The sequence below is a fragment of the Vibrio rarus genome, assembly GCF_024347075.1.
In the GTDB taxonomy this organism is placed as follows: Bacteria; Pseudomonadota; Gammaproteobacteria; order Enterobacterales; family Vibrionaceae; genus Vibrio; species Vibrio rarus.
Window position 1 is genome coordinate 726,989 of the sequence record NZ_AP024901.1, and the last position, 19,191, is coordinate 746,179.

Annotated in this window: 17 protein-coding genes; 8 read left to right on the forward strand and 9 right to left on the reverse strand. The window is 43.2% G+C overall.

Annotated elements, in window-relative coordinates; translation table 11 throughout:
* Window positions 1–158: 158 nt before the first annotated feature.
* From OCU56_RS16275 to OCU56_RS16285, 3 genes are all read right to left on the reverse strand, one after another.
* Window positions 159–1,526, reverse strand: a complete 1,368-nt coding sequence (locus tag OCU56_RS16275) for a TrkH family potassium uptake protein (RefSeq protein WP_261874987.1) — start codon at window positions 1,524–1,526, stop codon at window positions 159–161.
* Window positions 1,523–2,185, reverse strand: coding sequence for a potassium channel family protein (locus OCU56_RS16280; RefSeq protein ID WP_261874988.1), 663 nt, complete (start codon window positions 2,183–2,185; stop codon window positions 1,523–1,525). The genes OCU56_RS16275 and OCU56_RS16280 overlap by 4 nt, the downstream gene beginning before the upstream one ends.
* A gap of 390 nt (window positions 2,186–2,575) precedes the next feature.
* Entirely contained in the window at window positions 2,576–3,196 is a 621-nt protein-coding gene (locus OCU56_RS16285) for a 3'-5' exonuclease (protein WP_261874989.1), read from the reverse strand.
* A gap of 165 nt (window positions 3,197–3,361) precedes the next feature.
* Here OCU56_RS16285 and OCU56_RS16290 point away from each other — a divergent pair, with 165 nt between their 5' ends.
* From OCU56_RS16290 to OCU56_RS16325, 8 genes are all read left to right on the forward strand, one after another.
* Window positions 3,362–4,687 (forward strand): alpha/beta hydrolase, encoded by a 1,326-nt coding sequence (locus OCU56_RS16290; RefSeq protein ID WP_261874990.1) that lies wholly within the window; start codon window positions 3,362–3,364, stop codon window positions 4,685–4,687.
* A gap of 209 nt (window positions 4,688–4,896) precedes the next feature.
* Complete coding sequence (locus OCU56_RS16295; RefSeq protein WP_261874991.1) at window positions 4,897–5,196, forward strand: hypothetical protein; 300 nt, start codon at window positions 4,897–4,899, stop codon at window positions 5,194–5,196.
* A 403-nt stretch (window positions 5,197–5,599) separates the two neighbouring features.
* Window positions 5,600–8,035: a TonB-dependent receptor plug domain-containing protein gene (locus tag OCU56_RS16300; protein ID WP_261874992.1), complete on the forward strand. Its 2,436-nt coding sequence runs from the start codon at window positions 5,600–5,602 to the stop codon at window positions 8,033–8,035.
* A 75-nt stretch (window positions 8,036–8,110) separates the two neighbouring features.
* The gene (locus OCU56_RS16305) at window positions 8,111–9,814 is read left to right on the forward strand and encodes a M16 family metallopeptidase (RefSeq protein WP_261874993.1); all 1,704 of its coding nucleotides are present in this window, start codon (window positions 8,111–8,113) and stop codon (window positions 9,812–9,814) included.
* Window positions 9,769–10,899, forward strand: coding sequence for a M16 family metallopeptidase (locus OCU56_RS16310; protein WP_261874994.1), 1,131 nt, complete (start codon window positions 9,769–9,771; stop codon window positions 10,897–10,899). The genes OCU56_RS16305 and OCU56_RS16310 overlap by 46 nt, the downstream gene beginning before the upstream one ends.
* Before the next feature lie 64 nt (window positions 10,900–10,963).
* A complete protein-coding gene (locus OCU56_RS16315; protein WP_261874995.1) occupies window positions 10,964–12,670 on the forward strand; it encodes an ABC transporter ATP-binding protein/permease in 1,707 nt (568 codons plus the stop codon).
* Between the two features lie 197 nt (window positions 12,671–12,867).
* Window positions 12,868–13,425 carry a VC2662 family protein gene (locus OCU56_RS16320; RefSeq protein ID WP_261874996.1) on the forward strand — a complete coding sequence of 186 codons (558 nt, stop codon included), beginning with the start codon at window positions 12,868–12,870 and terminating at the stop codon, window positions 13,423–13,425.
* Window positions 13,426–13,549: 124 nt separating this feature from the next.
* Window positions 13,550–14,527 carry a transposase gene (locus OCU56_RS16325; protein WP_261874997.1) on the forward strand — a complete coding sequence of 326 codons (978 nt, stop codon included), beginning with the start codon at window positions 13,550–13,552 and terminating at the stop codon, window positions 14,525–14,527.
* A 243-nt stretch (window positions 14,528–14,770) separates the two neighbouring features.
* Here the strand turns inward: OCU56_RS16325 and OCU56_RS16330 are convergent, their stop codons facing one another.
* From OCU56_RS16330 to OCU56_RS16355, 6 genes are all read right to left on the reverse strand, one after another.
* Window positions 14,771–15,160 carry a TM2 domain-containing protein gene (locus tag OCU56_RS16330; RefSeq protein ID WP_261874998.1) on the reverse strand — a complete coding sequence of 130 codons (390 nt, stop codon included), beginning with the start codon at window positions 15,158–15,160 and terminating at the stop codon, window positions 14,771–14,773.
* On the reverse strand, window positions 15,160–15,384 hold the full coding sequence (gene yidD, locus OCU56_RS16335) for a membrane protein insertion efficiency factor YidD (RefSeq protein WP_315973185.1): 225 nt from the start codon (window positions 15,382–15,384) through the stop codon (window positions 15,160–15,162). The genes OCU56_RS16330 and yidD overlap by 1 nt, the downstream gene beginning before the upstream one ends.
* Before the next feature lie 2 nt (window positions 15,385–15,386).
* The gene (locus OCU56_RS16340) at window positions 15,387–15,602 is read right to left on the reverse strand and encodes a DUF4177 domain-containing protein (protein ID WP_261874999.1); all 216 of its coding nucleotides are present in this window, start codon (window positions 15,600–15,602) and stop codon (window positions 15,387–15,389) included.
* A gap of 101 nt (window positions 15,603–15,703) precedes the next feature.
* Complete coding sequence (locus tag OCU56_RS16345; protein ID WP_261875000.1) at window positions 15,704–16,930, reverse strand: ABC transporter permease; 1,227 nt, start codon at window positions 16,928–16,930, stop codon at window positions 15,704–15,706.
* A complete protein-coding gene (locus OCU56_RS16350) occupies window positions 16,927–17,643 on the reverse strand; it encodes an ABC transporter ATP-binding protein (RefSeq protein WP_261875001.1) in 717 nt (238 codons plus the stop codon). The genes OCU56_RS16345 and OCU56_RS16350 overlap by 4 nt, the downstream gene beginning before the upstream one ends.
* Window positions 17,643–19,031 (reverse strand): efflux RND transporter periplasmic adaptor subunit, encoded by a 1,389-nt coding sequence (locus OCU56_RS16355; protein ID WP_261875002.1) that lies wholly within the window; start codon window positions 19,029–19,031, stop codon window positions 17,643–17,645. The genes OCU56_RS16350 and OCU56_RS16355 overlap by 1 nt, the downstream gene beginning before the upstream one ends.
* Window positions 19,032–19,191: the final 160 nt, after the last annotated feature.

The following is a 19,191-nucleotide window of genomic DNA, read 5'->3' on the forward strand; positions in this document are numbered from 1 at the left end:
ACAGTTCGCTCAGTACCGTCATAATTATCGCCACTGCACTCATACAGAGGTGTGCTATCACCTGTCAATCAGCACAGTGGCGCGCTTTTAGCTTATATTCTCTGCCTGATAGTACCAATCACACTAAGTAAATGATCAGAAATAGCGCAGGAAAATTGCTATCCAGTAAATACTGGTTCATCTGGGTATCTAACCAGAGTCTTCTCTGGCCTTGCTAACATATAAGCTAAAGTCAGCGGACCAATACGCCCAATAATCATCACCACGATCATAATTAACTTTCCTGGCTCTGATAAGTGTGCCGTTAAGCCAGCACTGACCCCCACAGTAGCAAACGCTGAGATCGTTTCAAAAATAATCACTTTAAATGGCGCTTGTTCGGTGATCATAAGGGCAAACATAGCTAAAAATAACAAAATACCACTCACCACAATAATGGCCAATGAGCGAGTAATGGTTTGCGTACTGATCGTTCGGCGAAACAGCACCACATATTTCTTCTGCCGTAAAAAACTCCATGTTGCCATTGCTGCCACCACAAACGTGGAGACTTTAATCCCTCCCCCTGTTGATGTAGAGCCTGCGCCAATCAACATAAGTAGCATCATAAAGAGCATGGCAGCCGAAGACAGTTCAGAAAGATCAATACTATTAAAACCGGCGGTACGAGCCGTGGCGGATTGAAAAAAAGCCGCTAACCACTGCTGTGAGGTGGATAAATGCCCCAACGTCGCCATATTTTGTCTTTCCAATAGCCAAAACATAACCGTGCCCACCAGCAACAATATCGGCGTACCTATGAGCATAATTTTAGAATGCAATTGCAGATGCCTAAATCCACGGTGTAAGTTGATGGAAACATCACCCACCACAGTAAAGCCTAAACCGCCGAGAATAAACAAGGCCGCTAAGCTACTAATTACAATAGGATCACCAACAAAATGAACCATACTATCTGAAAACAAAGAGAAGCCAGCATTGTTAAACGCGGAGATGGAATGAAATAACGCATAATACATTCCACTACTCCAGCCCATATCCGGTACCCAGCGATAACTCAACACTAAAAAACCCACAAACTCTGCTGCCAAAGCAAAGATAATGATTTTCTTTACCAGCTTTTTAAGGTTTATCCTACGGTCTTGCCCTAATGCTTCTCTAGCGAGAGCTTGCTGCTGTAATGAGAGGCGGACGCCAAACATATACAGCAACACTGCCGAAAGTGTCATCTGCCCTAGACCACCAATCTGCATCAATAGCATCAACAGTATTTGCCCACTTAACGTAAAATGTTGACCGGTATCCACCACACCTAAGCCCGTAACACTGATGGCTGAAGTGGCAGTAAACAAGGCATCGGTCATAGATAACCCTGAAACAGAGAAAACAGGTAAGGTGAGCAATATCGCTGCAGGAAAAAGTATCATCAAAAAGCTCGCCACTATGATCCTTGGCTCCCCTCCTTGTTGCCCTTTTTTCTCGGCACCTAGGGCATAAACACGGCTTTGGTGAATTCTAGGTATCATAATGAGCGTAATTTTTGAGCAAGCTCAACCTCAGGTCCAACAATAAAAATGACATCTCCCATCTCCAGTGTTTTATCAAAGCTAGGAGACGATATGATCTCTGGGCCTCTTTTTAGTGCAATGACCGTCACTCCTTTTTCTCGGCACAAAGCCATTTGCGATAAGGATTGTCCCTGCATGGCGGAGCTAATGACCACTTCGGTTAAAGCCAAACCACTGCCTAGCGGATGAAAGTCTTTAACTCGTCGATCAATCATTTGATTGGCAATGCGAATCCCCATTTCTTTTTCTGGCATGATGACGCGGTCGGCACCCACTTTACTTAAGATTCGCGCATGGAATTTATCGTTAGCCTTTACCCATACGGTTTTACAATGGGCTTCTTTAAGCACTAATGTCGTTAAAATACTCGCGTTAATATTGCTGCCTATGGCGACCATCACCATATCGTATTCATCCAACTTCAACTCTGCCACTGTATCTTCTTGTGTGCAGTTTGCTACGATAACGTCGCTCGAAAATGCGATGGCACTTTTAACTCGCTCTTCATCAATATCAATGGCCAATACTTGAGCGCCCGCATGGCTTAACTCTTGGCAAACAGACAAGCCAAAACGTCCTAAACCAATCACTGCATACTGTTTTTTTGCAGATTTCATTTACTCTCCCACGATACGGTAACGGCCAACCAAACACGGTTGCATTTTCAAGTATAGTAAACATCTGATTTACATAACTAAATAATGAAATATTAAAAGATAGTTATCGTAGTTACCTCATCCCCTAATTTAGGGCCCATTTACACTGTAAAGTGACCACTAAAAAGAGATGTTTAAAGACAGCAAAGAGAAGCAAGATGAGCGTTTGTAATAAAGAAGATTATACCAATCACACTAAGTAAGTGGTCAGAAATAGCGCAGGAAAAATGCTCGAAAACAAGGCGGAATTTTTCGATAAGTAGTTATTCTACAATCAAAAATTCTAACGCAGTTATCGAGTATTTTAACAAGCTAGAATGATCAGTTATTTAGTACGATTAGTATTAAAGATTAACGGCTGGCATATTTATCAAATAAGGGGCGTAGCGCATTCTTACTGGTTTTAGACAATCGCTGCATAAATGAAAATTGCGGGTTATGGATGCCATGCTGACTTAACTCTTGTAACATCACCATCCATAATTTAGCGGTCATTTCTGAATCTGCTAATGCACGGTGAAAAACACCGTCGTGTTCAATGCGCGTATATCGCACCAAATCACCTAACTTATGGGTTGGGGCTTGTTGAAATAAGCGCCGTGCAATTAACATAGAACAGGCAAATTGCCCTGTATAATTAGCACCAATAGCGGAGAATTCTGCATCCAAAAAGCGCTTATCAAATGACGCATTGTGCGCCACCAAATTGCACCCTTCAATAAACTGAGCAAACTCCCCCATCACCTCTTGGCAACTTGGTGCATCACTGAGCATGTGATTAGAAATACCCGTATAACTTTCAATAAAAGCACTCACCCTAAAACCTGGGTTCATCAATTGCTGAAATGTATCCACAACCATACCGTCAACTAACTTTACCGCACCTATCTCTATGGCTCTATCGCCCATATTGGGTGAGAGACCTGTGGTTTCAAAATCAAGAACAACAACCGAATTTGCTAGGCAAGACATACCCATCACTTACTCATAAAAATTATCATCGGCGGATTTTATCATGTTCTGTGAACGGTTTCTGCACTCCGCGAGAAGGATCTAAAACTCACAACCTTGGGTATTACTTGGCAAAACTCTTTTATATCAGTAGGGTACATTGACTATTCTTCTCAAGGAAAGACCATGCTGGCACCAAATTTTATCCATGATGGCTGCATCTATAAAAGCCATACCTTTCAAGCACCACTGGACCATAGCAACCCGCAATCACCACACATCTCTATTTTCGCCAGAGAAATGACCCTTGCGGGGGATGAACACACCACTAAACCTTGGTTACTCTTTTTCCAAGGTGGTCCTGGATTCCCCTCACCAAGAGCAGGTGGTCACAGTGGGTGGCTTAATGCAGCATTAAAACGCTACCGCGTTCTATTATTAGATCAGCGCGGTACCGGTCACAGCACGGTGATTAATCACCAAACCCTAGCTCATTTGAGCGCCCCTGAACAAGCCAAGTATCTCAGTCACTTTCGCGCCGATAGCATAGTACGAGATGCGGAAATCATTCGCCAAGCCATGGGAATTAAGCAATGGGCAACGCTTGGACAAAGTTATGGCGGGTTTTGCACACTCACCTATTTATCGTTATTTCCAAGTAGCCTATTGCAATGCTATGTCACCGGCGGGATCCCTTCCATTGACGCCCATATTGATGATGTTTACCAAGCCACATTTAAGCGTACATTACAAAAAAACAAGGCGTTCTTTAGACAATTTCCTACGGCGCAACAACAGTGCCAAAAAATTGCTAATCACTTACTCAATAACGAAGAGTTACTCCCTAACGGGCAACGATTTACCGTAGAACAGTTCCAACAAATTGGTATTAACTTTGGGGTAAGCAATACTTTTTTACCTACTTACTATCAACTTGAAAATGCCTTTATTAACGTAAATGGCAAAGAGCAACTTCGTTATGAATTTCTTAACGCTATGCTGGCTGAGCAGGCATTTCAAACCCACCCTATCTATGCCATTTTGCATGAATCAATTTATTGCCAAGGTTTTTCATCTCAGTGGAGTGCCCATCGCGTGCGTCAGCAACACAGTCACTTTAATTATCAAGCAGACAAAGACTTTTATTTTACTGGCGAAATGACGTTTCCATGGCTATTTAGCCAATATACAAACCTTATGCCACTGGCAGAAGCGGCCAATATTTTAGCGCAAAAAGACGATTGGGGACCTTTATATGACGCAGAGATCTTAGCCAATAATACTGTCCCATTAAGTTGTGCGGTATACGCTGATGATATGTTTGTAGAAATGGCCTTTAGTTGTAATACATTAAATCATATTGCAAATTCTCAAGCTTGGATAACCAATGAATATGAGCATGACGGTCTACGGGCCGATGGTGAACGTGTCTTAGAAAAGCTATTTAAAATGGGGGATCACACCTTAGCAACACTCGATGTGACAACAAATAATGAGGGATCTCCGTCGTAAAAACAGCGAATCGTCCATAATAATAGAAGGGGTGCGCACCCCTTCTAAATGTAAGCAAATGTTAATAACATGAAACTAATTGCTAAAAACACATTTCATTTTAGTGTATGGTGCGTCACGATATAACGCTTAATTTAACGGAAAAAATTGCCCTTCCCTTAGCGACACCAGTATTCTGATCAGGAATTCATTAACAGCAGACCCACTCTATGGCCTATACCTCAAAACGATTTTTACTTTTAAGCCAATCCCAACAACAAGAAGCTCAAAAACGTCATTTATTTATTGAAACATATTTAACAGAAACCGACCCTAAACATTTTTTAGAACCTCTTAACTGGGAAAGATTTTGTAAAGAACATTGTGTAAAGATGGATATCGTTAAACCTAAACGCGAAGAATTTGCTAAATGGTGCTTTGATTTCCGAATGTGGCAAGGGGATCTCTTCGTACTGGCGCCTCAATCATCGCAAAACTGCGGTTACACAGGCCAGTGCGCCAACTCTTAATCACACCACTTCTGCGTTTAAATAGAATCGGTGCATCACATTATGTGCACCGTTCACCTCATGCTTGTTTTATCCATAATCGTAACTCACTGATCAGCCTAACTGATTAGGCTATTCCTTATTTATAAACCACCACCCCCCTTAATCACTGCTATGCGGCACTCTCATGTGACCAATTTTCACTCAAACCACACTACTCCAGCAAGAAAACATAACAAAAACAAATGAATTCATGGCCTTAGCATACAAAAAACGAATAATTGCTTGCGCTGGTTTTCTATTTGTGGATGATAGGTATGCAAATGATAGTAATTCGCATAATCATTTACTAGATAGGCTAATACTCTATTTAGTGCGCACATCATAACCGATCACTCTTTCAGTAATAGAAGTTGTAAAATATATGGATTGTCATAACAAAATAACCCCACTTTCTTTAGGGATTATCAGCGCTTTATATGGTGGCTATGTAGCAGCCGATCAGGTACCGAACACACCACAAAACAGCGATCACGAAGTGATCACTGTCACCGGCACAGCACTGACCGTTGATCGTCTCGATCTAGAGCAAAGCGCCAAAGACAATCCCACCTTATCTGAAGCGCTCAAACATGAGCCGAGAGTGGGTATTAATGATGCGCAAAACGCCATGCAGGGGGGGGATTTAAAGCCTGAAGAAATTTCTTTATCCGGTGCCAGACCCCACCAGACTAAATACACCATTAATGGGGTTGGCGTAAACAACACCACCACTTTTGCTGACGGTAACAGCAATACGGCAAACGACCTCTCTTCTGGGCACACCGCAGGGTATTTTGTTGACACCAACTTAATTGATAGTGTCGACGTGTTGGATCATAACATTGGCGCAGAATACGGTGGCTTTACTGGGGGAGTGATAGATGCGCATATCCGCAAACCCACCGATGAGTTTGTTATCGATTATAACTATCGCATGAATGATAGTGATTGGAATGCGTCGCAAAAAGTTGGCGACAACTTCCAAGATGGTTACGGTACGCCTATTGATGGTTCAGGTGAATATCAGCCTAACTACCAAAAACGAATGCACTCACTGCATATGGGTGGCGCCATTAGCGACACGCAAAAACTGGCCATTAACGTCAGTAAACAAGTATCAGAAATCCCTCTAGCTAATGACAAAGATGTGGATCAGAGTATGGATAACTTGTTTATTACCCATATCTGGGAGTCGGGATCATGGCTTACCACCACAGATTTACGTTATGCCGGGCACACAAGCCATAACTTTTTAAACGATACCAACAGCCCTGATGGTGCGTTTCAGCAAGGTAGTGAAACCGTTAACTCCCATACTGGCTTAGGTGGCACATTTAAGGTGGATTACACCATGGCCAATGGCCACTGGAGTAACTCTTTCTCCTATGACCACCTCATTGATGAACGTGAAGCTGATACGGATTACTTTGCGGTATTTATGACCATAGACGCCAATGGAATTCACAGTTATAACCAAGGGAGTTACGGCAATTTAAAGCAAACACAAGACTCCTATCAATATAAATCGGCTTTCTATTTTGATCCTATTTTCACCGGGGCCATTGAGATCCAACCAAGCTTTGGGGTTGAACTGAGCCACCAGCAAGCTAGCGTTGATCGCCCTGATGAACATGTGGCCTATCAGTATTTAGACATGTTCGGTAACGCTTCCATTTCCTCATTAACCCGTTATAACGCGGCTAACTATAGTGCTGACGCGCAGCAATATGGCCTATTTGCAGACAGTAAAATGCAATGGGATCGCTTAGGTGTCTATATGGGTGGTCGTATCGATCATATGAGCGTATTTGATAGTACCGTATTCTCACCCCGCTTTACCGCCAGTTGGGATTTTGACTTGGCGAGCACCAACCGAGTGACCCTAGGTGCCAACCGCTACTACAGTGGCAATCTATTAGGCTGGGCACTCAAGGCTGAGCAAGGGAAATATACGTCAACATCGAGAACCTGTACTGCCATCGATGGTGATTGGAGTAATTTAGACCAAAGTAACCTTGATTGTGCAAGTACCACTGATCCAAGCAGCTTAGTTTTAAGTGATGCGGACGTACCCTACGCTGATGAACTGAGTGCTTCATGGGCCATTGATATCAACAATTTTGCTCTTAACACCACCTATATTTACCGTATGCAACGCGATGGCATTACCTACACTGATGACGATGCCACTTTGCATAACAATATACAAAGTGAAAACCAAATTGTGAGCTTTGATGTTGCCACTAAACGGCCATATCAGTTAGCGGGGGGTTACTTTAGTGCCAATTGGAAAATTGCCTATAACTACCGTCGTGGTCATGGCGATTTAGGGATCACATACGATCAAGGCAATGACTTAGGAAGTGGTTATCAAGATGAATGGGTAATGCTCGATGGTGAGCTAGTGCGTTATAGCGAAATGGATGTCAGTGGCTACCAATCACCACTAAAAAGTACATTAGATCTCAATATGTTTTGGGCAAATGCTGGGGTAGTTTTAAATAACAGGGTGAACTATCAACAGGGTAAAAAGGCCACGAGCTACACGGGCGTCACCTCCGTAGACATTGAGGGTAATAATGAAACTGTTAAGACGCTAGAGAGCACGAAACTGGATGAATTAATCACATGGGATATGGCCGTCAACTGGACTCCTCCCCAATTAGATGACCACCTTATTTTAGGTTTGAGCGTCACCAATGTACTGAATACACAGAAGGTGACGTCCATATCGGGTGCACAAGCCGGCATTTCTGTCCCTAATGAACATTACAACTCCGGTCGACAAGTTTGGTTAAACGTCAACCTGCGCAATTAATCCATAACTGTCCACTATATCTCTATTGAGCCATTCATTACCAAGGATCGGCGCTGTTAAAAGCGCCATTATCTTATGAAATATATACCGTTTTTAATTTTAGTCTGTATCGCAATAACTGGTTGCCAACAGATTAATCCCACAGTGAACGATACTCCCCTACCCGTGCGCCAAGATATGATTCAAGGTGAACTGGATAACGGCATGCGTTATATCTTAATTGAAAATGATCGCCCGAAAAACCGAGTATCATTACAACTGGTCGTTCATGCTGGCTCTTTAGATGAAGCTGAAGACCAAAAAGGCATTGCTCATTTGGTCGAACATATGGCCTTTAATGGTACACAGCAATTCCCTGCCAATACGCTTATCGAGCACCAACAAGCACTCGGTATGGTGTTTGGCCGTGATGTCAATGCGATGACCGAGTACTACACCACCTCCTACTTCTTGCACCTGCCTAATAACTCCCCACACATGCTCAATGAAGGCTTTAATATGCTGGCCCAACAAGCTAGCGCCGTTGTATTTGAGCAAGGAGAACTAGAACGAGAGCGCCCAGTTGTTGAAGAAGAGTGGCGTGCGGGTTTAAGTATGATGGCGCGCTTAGGTAAAGCCAATCGACAAATTCTGCTCAGCGGAAGTCGCTTTGGTGATCGTGAGCCTATTGGGGATATGGAGTTAGTACGTCACGTGGATGCAAGCCGTATACAAGCATTTTGGCATGATTGGTATCACCCAAATAACATGACTTTGATTGTGGTAGGGGCAGCAACCCAGCAAGAAGTAGAAAAAATGCTAAATCGCTACTTTGCACCGCTCCCAGCACAACCACTGCCTCCTCGCCCTGATCTCACCGTACCTTTGGACAATACGCTGCGCTTGGAAGTCATCGCGGATAATGAAATTACCACAGAAGTGCTGTCATTTAACTTTAGAGAAGCGCAAGCCACGCCAACCACTCAAGCAGAGTTAAGAGATAAACTGCTCAACGATATTACCATGCAAGTGCTCAACAAACGCTTACGTGAGCAATATCATGTGGAAACAGAAAACATCAGTAAAATGATGCTAATGAGCCGTCCAATGGCCACGCACTATCGCAATAACCGCTTAATGGTCGTGCTCAGTAGTAACAATTACCTTGCCAGTGCCGAAGAGGCTTTTGCTCAGCTCAGTCGTTTTTCTGCCCATGGATTTGCTGAAGATGACCTAACCGCGGTGCGTCAAAATATCATTAGCCGTTATCAACAAATGGCCGATTCACTTATCGACACCACCAATCGTCGTGAGTTAATGTCCACTTTTAATCGCCTGCGCTCACAATCACCGTTTGTGGATGCTAAGCAACAGGCACCCATCGTCGACGCCCTTGCCAATAGTATTACTCTAGCGGAAGTCAACGCTCACTGGCAAAAGCTAGTTGTCACCCTTAATCCATTAATTATTGCTCAAGTAAAGCAAGACCATCAAGCTAACTTGCCGACAACAGAGCAACTGCAACACGCTTGGGATCAGGCCAAAGCCAACCCTCCTGCAGCAGTAGCGGCGGTGAATGTCAACAAACCACTCATGTCACACATACCACCGGCAGCGAACATTGTGGATCACGAGGTAAAAGAAGGGGTCAACATTTGGACGTTAGCCAATGGTACCCAAGTATGGTTTGAATACAGCGATGAAACAAACAACCAACTGCGCATCGATTATCGAGGTTGGGGGGAAGCCAGCACTTGCCTGCAGCAATGCGTCATAGCGCATTACAACTGCGTCAAATGAGTAAATTTGGCTATGGCGGGTTCACCAGCGATCAACTCGCGATCCTCAACGCCCCGTACCCTAATAGAATCAACTCATTTATCAACCAAAACAGCCATGGGTTTATTGGCACATCCGATAGCAAATCACTGGAAAATTGGTTGCAAAACCTTTACTTACAAATCACTCAACCACAAATTGATGAGGATATTTGGCACACATCAAAGCTACTGATGGCGCGAGGTATAGAAAACCGAAAGATCAGCTCCAACGGGCAGTTTAATTCGGCTATCGATGCGGTGCGTTACGTGAACAATCCTGAACGATTAAGCTTAACTAAGCAGCAGCTTGATTCTATTCAAGCCACCGATTTACTTAACGCATGGCAGCAACTGTTTGCTAGCGCCAAAAACCACCAAATTATTTTTGTGGGTAACGCTCAAGCTGACGACATCATCCATTTGGCCCAGCGCTATATAGGATCACTGCCGACAACGACCGCTTATGCGGCTAAAGCCCTGCCTCCTTTAGCAGGCGGTAAGCATGATATCGCCATTGCTGCAGGGAAAGAGCCTCTTGGCATTACCTCTTTGATTTTTAACCAAGATGTGACCTATAGCACTGAGCTAGACGATAAAGCTTATTTATTGAGCCGGATTATTTCTAACCGCCTCCGAGAGTCTTTGCGCGAAGCGGCTGGTGGGGTCTACTCGGTGCGCTTTGGCATTCAACTTGATCGCGATCGCAATCAAGCCTTTGGCATGCTCAGTTACAGTCATGATCCTATGCGAGTCACTGAACTAAAAAGCAAAGCGACCGCCGTACTGGATAATATACTGCTCAATGGCGTCTCAGAAAAAGAGCTTTCAGAAGTCGTTATGCAAACCAAAAATGCTCTAGCTGAGGACAATATCTCCGATAGACAACGGTTAAATTACCTAAAAGATGCGGCGCAATATGGCGATAGCTTAACCTCAGCAAGCGACTTCTTAGCTTGGGTCGATGGCGTCACACCACAGCAGATCAACGCTGTTGCTCAGCAAATTCTCACTACAGAGAACTGGATAGATGCCTCTTTGGTGCCAGAAGAACGCGTAGAACAATAACTCTTATTCACATAAGCACATACAGCTATAGCGCTGTATGTGCTTTCGTCCTATCAGGGAATGTATGTCAATCCTTAAACAATTTTTCGCTATTGCTAAACCCTATTGGCTGAGCCGCGCTAGCCTCATCTCTTGGCTACTTTTTGCTGCCACTGTGGCTCTATCTTTATTGTTAGTGCAAGTGATGGTGGAGCTTAATGTATGGAATAAAGAGTTTTTTGATGCTTTAGCTGCGTTGGAAGGGCCTTTAATTTATGATTTATTAATTAAGTTTATTGCTATAGTCGCAATTATTGTGGTTATGAAAGTCTATGGCAAATGGCTACAGCAATGGGTAGAAATACGTTGGCGTACCTCATTAACAGAACGCCTGGTCAGTCGCTGGCTCAATCATCAAAACTTTTATCGATTAACACTCACCGAAGAACCGGATAACCCAGATCAACGTATTGCAGAAGACATTAAACTGCTCACCACCGATACGCTAACTCTGATTTTAGGACTCATAAAAAGTGTTGCGACCTTAAGCGCATTTAGTGTGATCTTATGGAATCTTTCCAGCAATTTCCTACTGCCTTTATTTGACGATATTAAAGTATCAGGGTACCTATTATGGCTAGCAATTATCTATTCTATTCTCGGCGCAGGCGTCACTCACTTCTTTGGTCATAAACTGCATAGACTGTATTACCAACAGCAAAAACGAGAGGCTAACTTTAGAGCGAAACTACTACGTAGCCGTGACAGTGCAGAGCAAATAGCCCTAATGAATGGACAACAACGGGAGAAACAGCAACTCGATTCAACCTATGACAATATCGCCAGTAACTGGAAATCCCTCATGGGTCGTGAGAAAAAGCTGGGCTTGGTAGTAAACACTTACCATCAAATTGCCGCTATGGTGCCTTACTTTGCTGCTATTCCTGCGCTAATGGCAGGCGCTATCACTGTTGGTGGGCTATTTCAGGTCAGAATGGCTTTTATGCGCGTTTATAGATCCTTAAGCTGGTTTATCTTCCGTTACGATGATTTAACGAGATGGAGTGCCACTGTCGTCCGATTAACTCAATTTATCGAAGCTATGGACAAGTGTGAATTACTGTCACAGCAACATACAAATTCAAGTGCTCATGTAACATCAAACAAAGCACAAAGCCTAGGTTTAACCTGTCAAGAATTGACTATACAAAAACCGAACGGCCAAACCTTACTATCAGATGTTAATTTACAAATGAGCGGTGGTGAATCCTTGTTAATTAAAGGAGCAAGTGGCCTTGGAAAGTCGACACTATTGCGCACATTAGCGGGGATTTGGCCTTTTTATGATGGACAGTATCAAACCGACAGCAACAATGTACTACTGCTACCACAAAAGCCATATCTGCCCAAAAGCACACTACGGGAGTGTTTAAGTTATCCGCAAGCACCGACAACAGATGACGCCCTTTATCACACCGCCCTTAAGTTCGTTGGTTTACCGTCACTATTGACAGAATTAGATATTGAAACTGAATGGCAGTTGACCCTCTCCGGTGGTGAGCAACAAAAAATAGCCCTTGCTCGTGCATTGGTTTTAAAACCCGAATTGCTCATTCTTGATGAGGCCACCAGTAACCTTGACGAGCCTACCGCCTATTTGCTTATTAAAGAATTACGCACATTATTACCGCACAGCACCCTATTAATGGTCAGCCATCAAAGCCATCTCACTGAACTGTTCGAACGAGCAATAGAGCTTAAAAAGACTAACCTCCACGCAAAATCCCTATAGGCAATTAACGTTTAACCCCCGCCTATCAACCGCTCATAAGCCTTTACGCTTTACCTAAACTAGAGGGAGAGAAATATCCTCCCTCTAATTTATAAATACCACTCAAGATAAATTTCCATTTTTGTCAGTTATATCAAATCGTTTACACGACTATGATGGATTTATCACTTTATTTATAACCCTAGGATACATTCATTATGAAAAAACGTCTCGTCGTAGCAGCACTCGCATCGGTCATGGCTTCTTCATTTGCTTGTGCACAAGCGCCCGTTATGTTTTCAACCATCGACATGAATGCGCCAAACGATAACGCAGTTAAAGGCCTAAGACTGTCATTGCTGCACGGTAAAGTATCGGAAGTAAAAGGGGTAGATGTATCCCTCATCGGTATGTCTGAAACCGACCGCACTACGGGTTTAAACTTCAACTTGATGTTTGGTGCCAACAAAGTAAACAAAGAAATGAAAGGTTTGTCTTGGGGTTGGTTCAACTGGAACACAGGTCAAACAACCGGTGTTAACTTAGGTGCAGCCAACATCACTCACAATGTAAATGGTGTTAACTTCTCTATTGCGAATATCTCAGACGGCAATACCACAGCAGACATCGGTATCGTGAGCCTATCTAAACAATCTAAAGTGCAAGTGGGCATCTTTAACCACACAAGAAACATTGAAGGCGTACAAGTTGGCTTGATCAACTGTGCTGATAATGGCTTCTTAAAATGCTTCCCATTTATCAACTTCGCCAAATAATCACAAAAAATTCACTGAGGCGAACCATCGCCTCAGCCCCCCCCAACCAAGCCACCCATAGTAAATAGCAAGAACCCCTATCCTCAACTAAACTCATTTCAGTCACCAATGCTGGAGTACGTTTATGCCATGCCCTCGCAGAACTCAAATTAGTATTGAAGATACGCCCTACTACCACTGTTGTAGCCGTGTTGTCAGGCGTGCTTTCCTCTGTGGTCACGATTCATATTCTGGTAAAAACTACGACCATCGCCGAGGTTGGGTTGAGGCACTGCTGACCAAACTAGCCACCGTATTTGCCATTGATGTGGCCGCTTTTGCCATAATGTCCAACCATTTACATGTGGTGTTACGCATTGATATCGATAAAGCGAACAATTGGAGTGATAAAGAAGTCCTTGAGCAGTGGCATAAGTGTTTTAAAGGCGATGCCTTAACGCATAAATTTGTCCAAGGTGACCTAGTCGAAGCGTTTGAACTCCCCCAACTCAAACACGCCATCGCCACTTACCGTAGCCGCTTGTGTGACATTAGTTGGTTTATGCGTTGTTTGAATGAGCCTATAGCGCGGCAAGCAAATCAAGAAGATAACTGCACTGGCCGCTTTTGGGAGGGGCGCTTTAAATCACAAGCCCTACTTGATGAGACGGCTCTATTAACCTGCATGGCCTACGTGGATTTAAACCCCATTAGAGCGAAAATGGCCACAACGGTTGAGCAATCAAACCACACCAGCATTCAACTGCGCATACGAGCTGCAATAAAAGGTGAGCAACCTAAAACCTTGTTACCCTTTGTCGGAAATGAGCAGCAACATCAAGATAAAGGGATTCACTTTTCATTATCTGATTATCTCAGTTTAGTGAATGAAACCGGACGGATTATTCGAGATGATAAGCGAGGCAGTTTGGATGAAGCTCATCCGTCACTTCTTGAAAAAATGAACCTTTCTCAAGAGACGTGGCTGAAACTGATAGTAGAGTTTGGCCATTTATTCCATGGCCCCGTCGGGACACTAGAAGAGCTGACCTCCTATTGTGAGCATTTAGAAAAACGACGACGACATTTTTCTAAATGTTGTCAGCATCTGAAGCACGGTTAATGCCCCTGTAGTACGTATTTTATTGAAGATTGATACCAACTAGCTCCTTGGTAGAGTAAACATGCTTATTTTTTAAGTTTCCCACACTCATTTCTAGTAAACCGTCCCTCTTTGCGCCTTTTTCTCTTCACAAGCAACAAATTGTTCGATGATGGAATAAAAATACCTATCGGTATGCTTAATAGGAGATTAACAATGGGTGGCAGATTAACTCAGTAACTCACGGATTAACTCACTAGAACTCTAGCGTCTGCTTATCTCGTTAAAGATCTTACAAGATAATTTATAATTGTGTTGCCTTGCTATCTTTTGTGCAAAGAATAACTGCGGTAACTCATAGATGATCAGCAGTGCTAGGATAATAAGGGCAATTGAGTAACTGAGCGCAAGGCCAATTAAGCTAGTTATTAGCAACACTAACTCCAAAATAAATAACGCATATTTGCCTAAATAACAATGATGAATACCGCCAAGAAAAAACCAGTTCAGCGTGGCGTAGGTGTCAGGATCTTTAAGTTGCTGGGACTGACTACGGTAAAATTCTTTTTTTTGGCTTTCAGGTAATAACTTCACCTGTTTTCTCAACTGCTCTTCTTTTTGCTCTAGCTGTTCAATTGTTTCAAATAAGCGCATTACGGCACCTCATCATGGATTTTCTCTACCAAATCAGGTTGATTACACCGTTTTATTCGCGCCAAACCCAATTTCCAACCTTTTAGAGCCCCGTACTTTGCAATGCACTGTTTTGTGTATTCTGAGCAAGTAGGCTCAAAATTACATTCAATATTCAATAGCTGTTTTGAACCACCACTAGCCTGGTAGCGGTGGATCAGCTTTAATGAGAGAGACTTAAGCAAACTTAGCGACCGAGAGTGACGATGACAGCCTCACGCGTCCAAAACAACATAAAGCGTTTTTGCTCAACGAATTGAAACACCACTTGCCAACCGTCTTGTGCATATTTGTTCAGCTCCGCTTCCATACGCTGTATAGGCAAACCACTGGCACCTAGTAAAATGGTGCCACAACCCCCTTCCACAATATGAACCACTTTATATTCCGAAAATCTTGTCATCTTTACACCTAATTAAAATACTAAAAAATCAATAAAAACAAAATGTTATAATGATTACTCGAGCATATCAATATAATTTAAATTGAATACACTAAGCCCAGCTACTCATGGCGTAATGCTTCTATTGGGTCAAGTTGCGAAGCTTTATAGGCTGGGTAAAAACCAAACCCAATACCGATAAGTGCGGTCGCCGAGATACTGATGAGAATAATTAAGGGCGATACAATAAGTTGCCAGCCTAACCCGTATTGTAAAATACCAATTGTTAGCATGGAAATCGCCACCCCCAGCAATGCACCTAATAAGCATAACAGCACGCTTTCAATAAGAAATTGCCACAAAATATTTTTAGGCTTTGCTCCTACTGCCATGCGCAGACCAATCTCTCTAGTGCGCTCGGTGACGCTCACTAACATAATGTTCATCACCCCAATACCACCAACTAAAAGCGACACGCCAGCCACGCCCGATAATAACAATGAAAATACTTTATTGGCTTGCGCTCTTGTATTTAACATGGCCGTTAAGTTTCTAATATTAAATGGACTCGGTTGATAAGATGGCACTCTGTGCTTTTGAATGAGTAAACGCTCTATCTCTTCTGCGACAAAATCCATATCACTTTGCTTCTCCACAGATACCGTCATTCTCTTTATTTCGTCCACCTTACCGGCACTGCGTCCCAATATACGGCGATTAGCCGTGGTTAAGGGAACGATTAACACATCATCCTGATCTTGACCTTTCATGTCCTGACCTTTTGCCCCCAAAACACCCACTATGTGCAACGGCACTTTGTTGATGCGAACCATCTCGCCCAGAGCCCCATCTACGCTACCAAATAACTCTTTTGCGACGGTATGGCCAATTAAGGCAACCTTAGCGCTGCTTTTCACCTCACGCTCATCAAAGGCTCGTCCTTGGGTGATCTGCCAGTTTGCGGCAACTAAATAATCAGCGTTGGTGCCCTGAATAGACGTGTTCCAGTTTTGATTGCCCCACACCACTTGTGCTTGACTGTTAACTGAAGCCCCTACTGCCATGATTTCAGGAATTTCATTTTTGATGGTTAATACATCACTCATATTCAGCTTATTGGTGGCTCCCGTCGCTTGTGCCGCGCCCGCCGCACGAATCGATCCTGTACGCACCATAAGAAGGTTGGTCCCTAAACTCTCGATTTGTTGCTCAACTTGACGTTGCGCCCCCTCTCCTAACGCAAACATGATAATCACGGCACTGATGCCAATGATGATACCCAGCGTAGTTAAAATAGAGCGCAGCATATTTCGCTTAAGAGAGAGCAGAGCCGTTTTTAATAAAATCATGCTCTTTGCTCCTGAGCTAAATCAACAGGTGTCGCTACTGCGACCTCAATCAACTCACCATCTCTTATGTGTAATGTCCGACGAGCTTGAGCGGCCACTTCACTATCATGAGTGATAATAATGATGGTTTGTCCTTGCTGGTTGAGTCGATGAAACAAGGTCATGATTTCATTGCCTGTTTTACTGTCGAGGGCGCCTGTGGGCTCATCGGCTAATAAAATATCAGGCTGATTAATTAACGATCTGGCAATGGCAACGCGCTGCTGTTGACCACCAGATAATTGATTAGGATGAGAGTGAAGTTTATCCCCAAGCCCAACCAACTCTAAACACTCTTTTGCCCTTTGATCCGCATGGCTAACCACATCATCTAAATACATTAAGGGCATTTTAACGTTATCAAGAGCCGAGGTTCGTGACAGTAAGTTGAACTGTTGAAATACAAAGCCAATGTGATCGCGACGAATGTCAGCAAGCTCGTTTCTATTTAAACGGTCAGTGGCTTGACCAAGTATCTCTATTGCCCCTGATTCTGGGGTCATTAAACAGCCAATCATATTCATCAACGTAGACTTTCCAGAACCAGAAGGCCCCATAATCGCCACCATTTCCCCTTGTTGTATAGAGAAATTAACCTCATGTAGAACTTGAAAGCGCTCTTCTCCTATGGGAAAGCTATGGCTAATTTGATGGCAAGTAATGGCGGCGCTCATTACTTATTCTCCCTAAACTGAGTAACGATGGTTTCATTAGATAAATCGGGAGTGATGACTGCGGTGTATTTGTCATCGGACACGCCAAATTGCGCCTGTATTGAGGTCATATTGCCATCACGAAGCACCAGAAGAGGTCCCATTTTCACCGTACCTTTACGTATTTGTTGTTGCAGTTTTTTCTGCTCTGTCGTCAGCACTTCAGATAACAATTTTTTCAGTATTTGCTGTGTCTGCTTTTTAGCATTCGCTGAAGGCTTGCCTGCTGTTTTAGGCAAACCTTGCTTTATTTGTTGTACTTGATCAGGTGTTAAATTGAGGTATTTTAAACGAGATAGGGGCCCTTTGTTTTTATTATCACCAGAGACTGAATAACGACTAGCAACACGAATTGCGGCATTACTTACCCTTTGCACATGTTCCATTTTTTGAATCGCAACGTCTAGATTCGCCGTCATACCCGGCAGTAGGATGCCATTAGGGTTATTAGTTGCAATGACAACAACATAGCTCACCACCCCGGAATTATTTTGTGGCGCTTTTCGGATTTGCTTCACTACACCTTTAAATTGACGATCAGCAAACGCATCCACACCAAATCGAACCCCTTGCCCCTCTTTAACTAAACCTATGTCAGATTCATCTATGTACGCTTCAATTTCCATTTCTGAAAGGTTTTTCGCTAAAGTAAAAAGTTCGGGAGTGTTATAGCTTGAAGCGACCGTTTGTCCCGCTTCGATTTCTCGGTTTATCACAAATCCGCTAATTGGGGCTCTAATATCGGTGCGATTGAGCTCAATTTGCGCTTGTTCTAAACTGGCTAGGTTGGCCGCCAACGTTGCTTTAAGAATGTCTAATTGAACAAGACTTTGCTGCCAATCAAGCTTATTTTGACTGCTCTGAGTTTGTAGATCGTCTATGGCATCTTCAGAGACATTTTGACTAGAATAAAGCCCTTTTGCTCGCTGTAATTCTCTTATTGAGCGCTCATAATTCAGTTTTGAGCGCTCGATTTGAAAACGCTGTGCGGCTACATCTGCTTTACTCTTATCAGCCAAGGCTTGGGCCTGCGCCACTTTTGATGCAAAAGAGGCAGGGTCAATTTTTGCGAGCAATTGCCCTTGTTCAACACTGTCATTAAAATCGGCATAAACCTTAACCACTTGCCCCGAAAGTTGAGCCCCAACCACCACATCATTGACCGCGGCAAGAGTCCCTGTTGCGCTGACATTCAGGCTAATATCTCCTATGGAAACGGATTCGGTTCGGTAAGACGTGCTGTCATCTGAGCTTGTACTAAAAAGATCGGGATGAATCTTGTAAATAGACAAAATACTTGCGCATAAAATAACGGTAACTAGGATGAAGTTTCGTAACCAACGGCTCATTGTCCGACCTTTATTAATAAATTTCCAAGTTCTGATTTTAAAGGTAATAAAAGGCTTTAACCTAGCGTATTTACCTTACTTTACAAGGCTTTATATGCAACCAGTAGATATCGAATAGACCGCATATAGCCGTGATATCCTATGTATTTAACAAAAATAA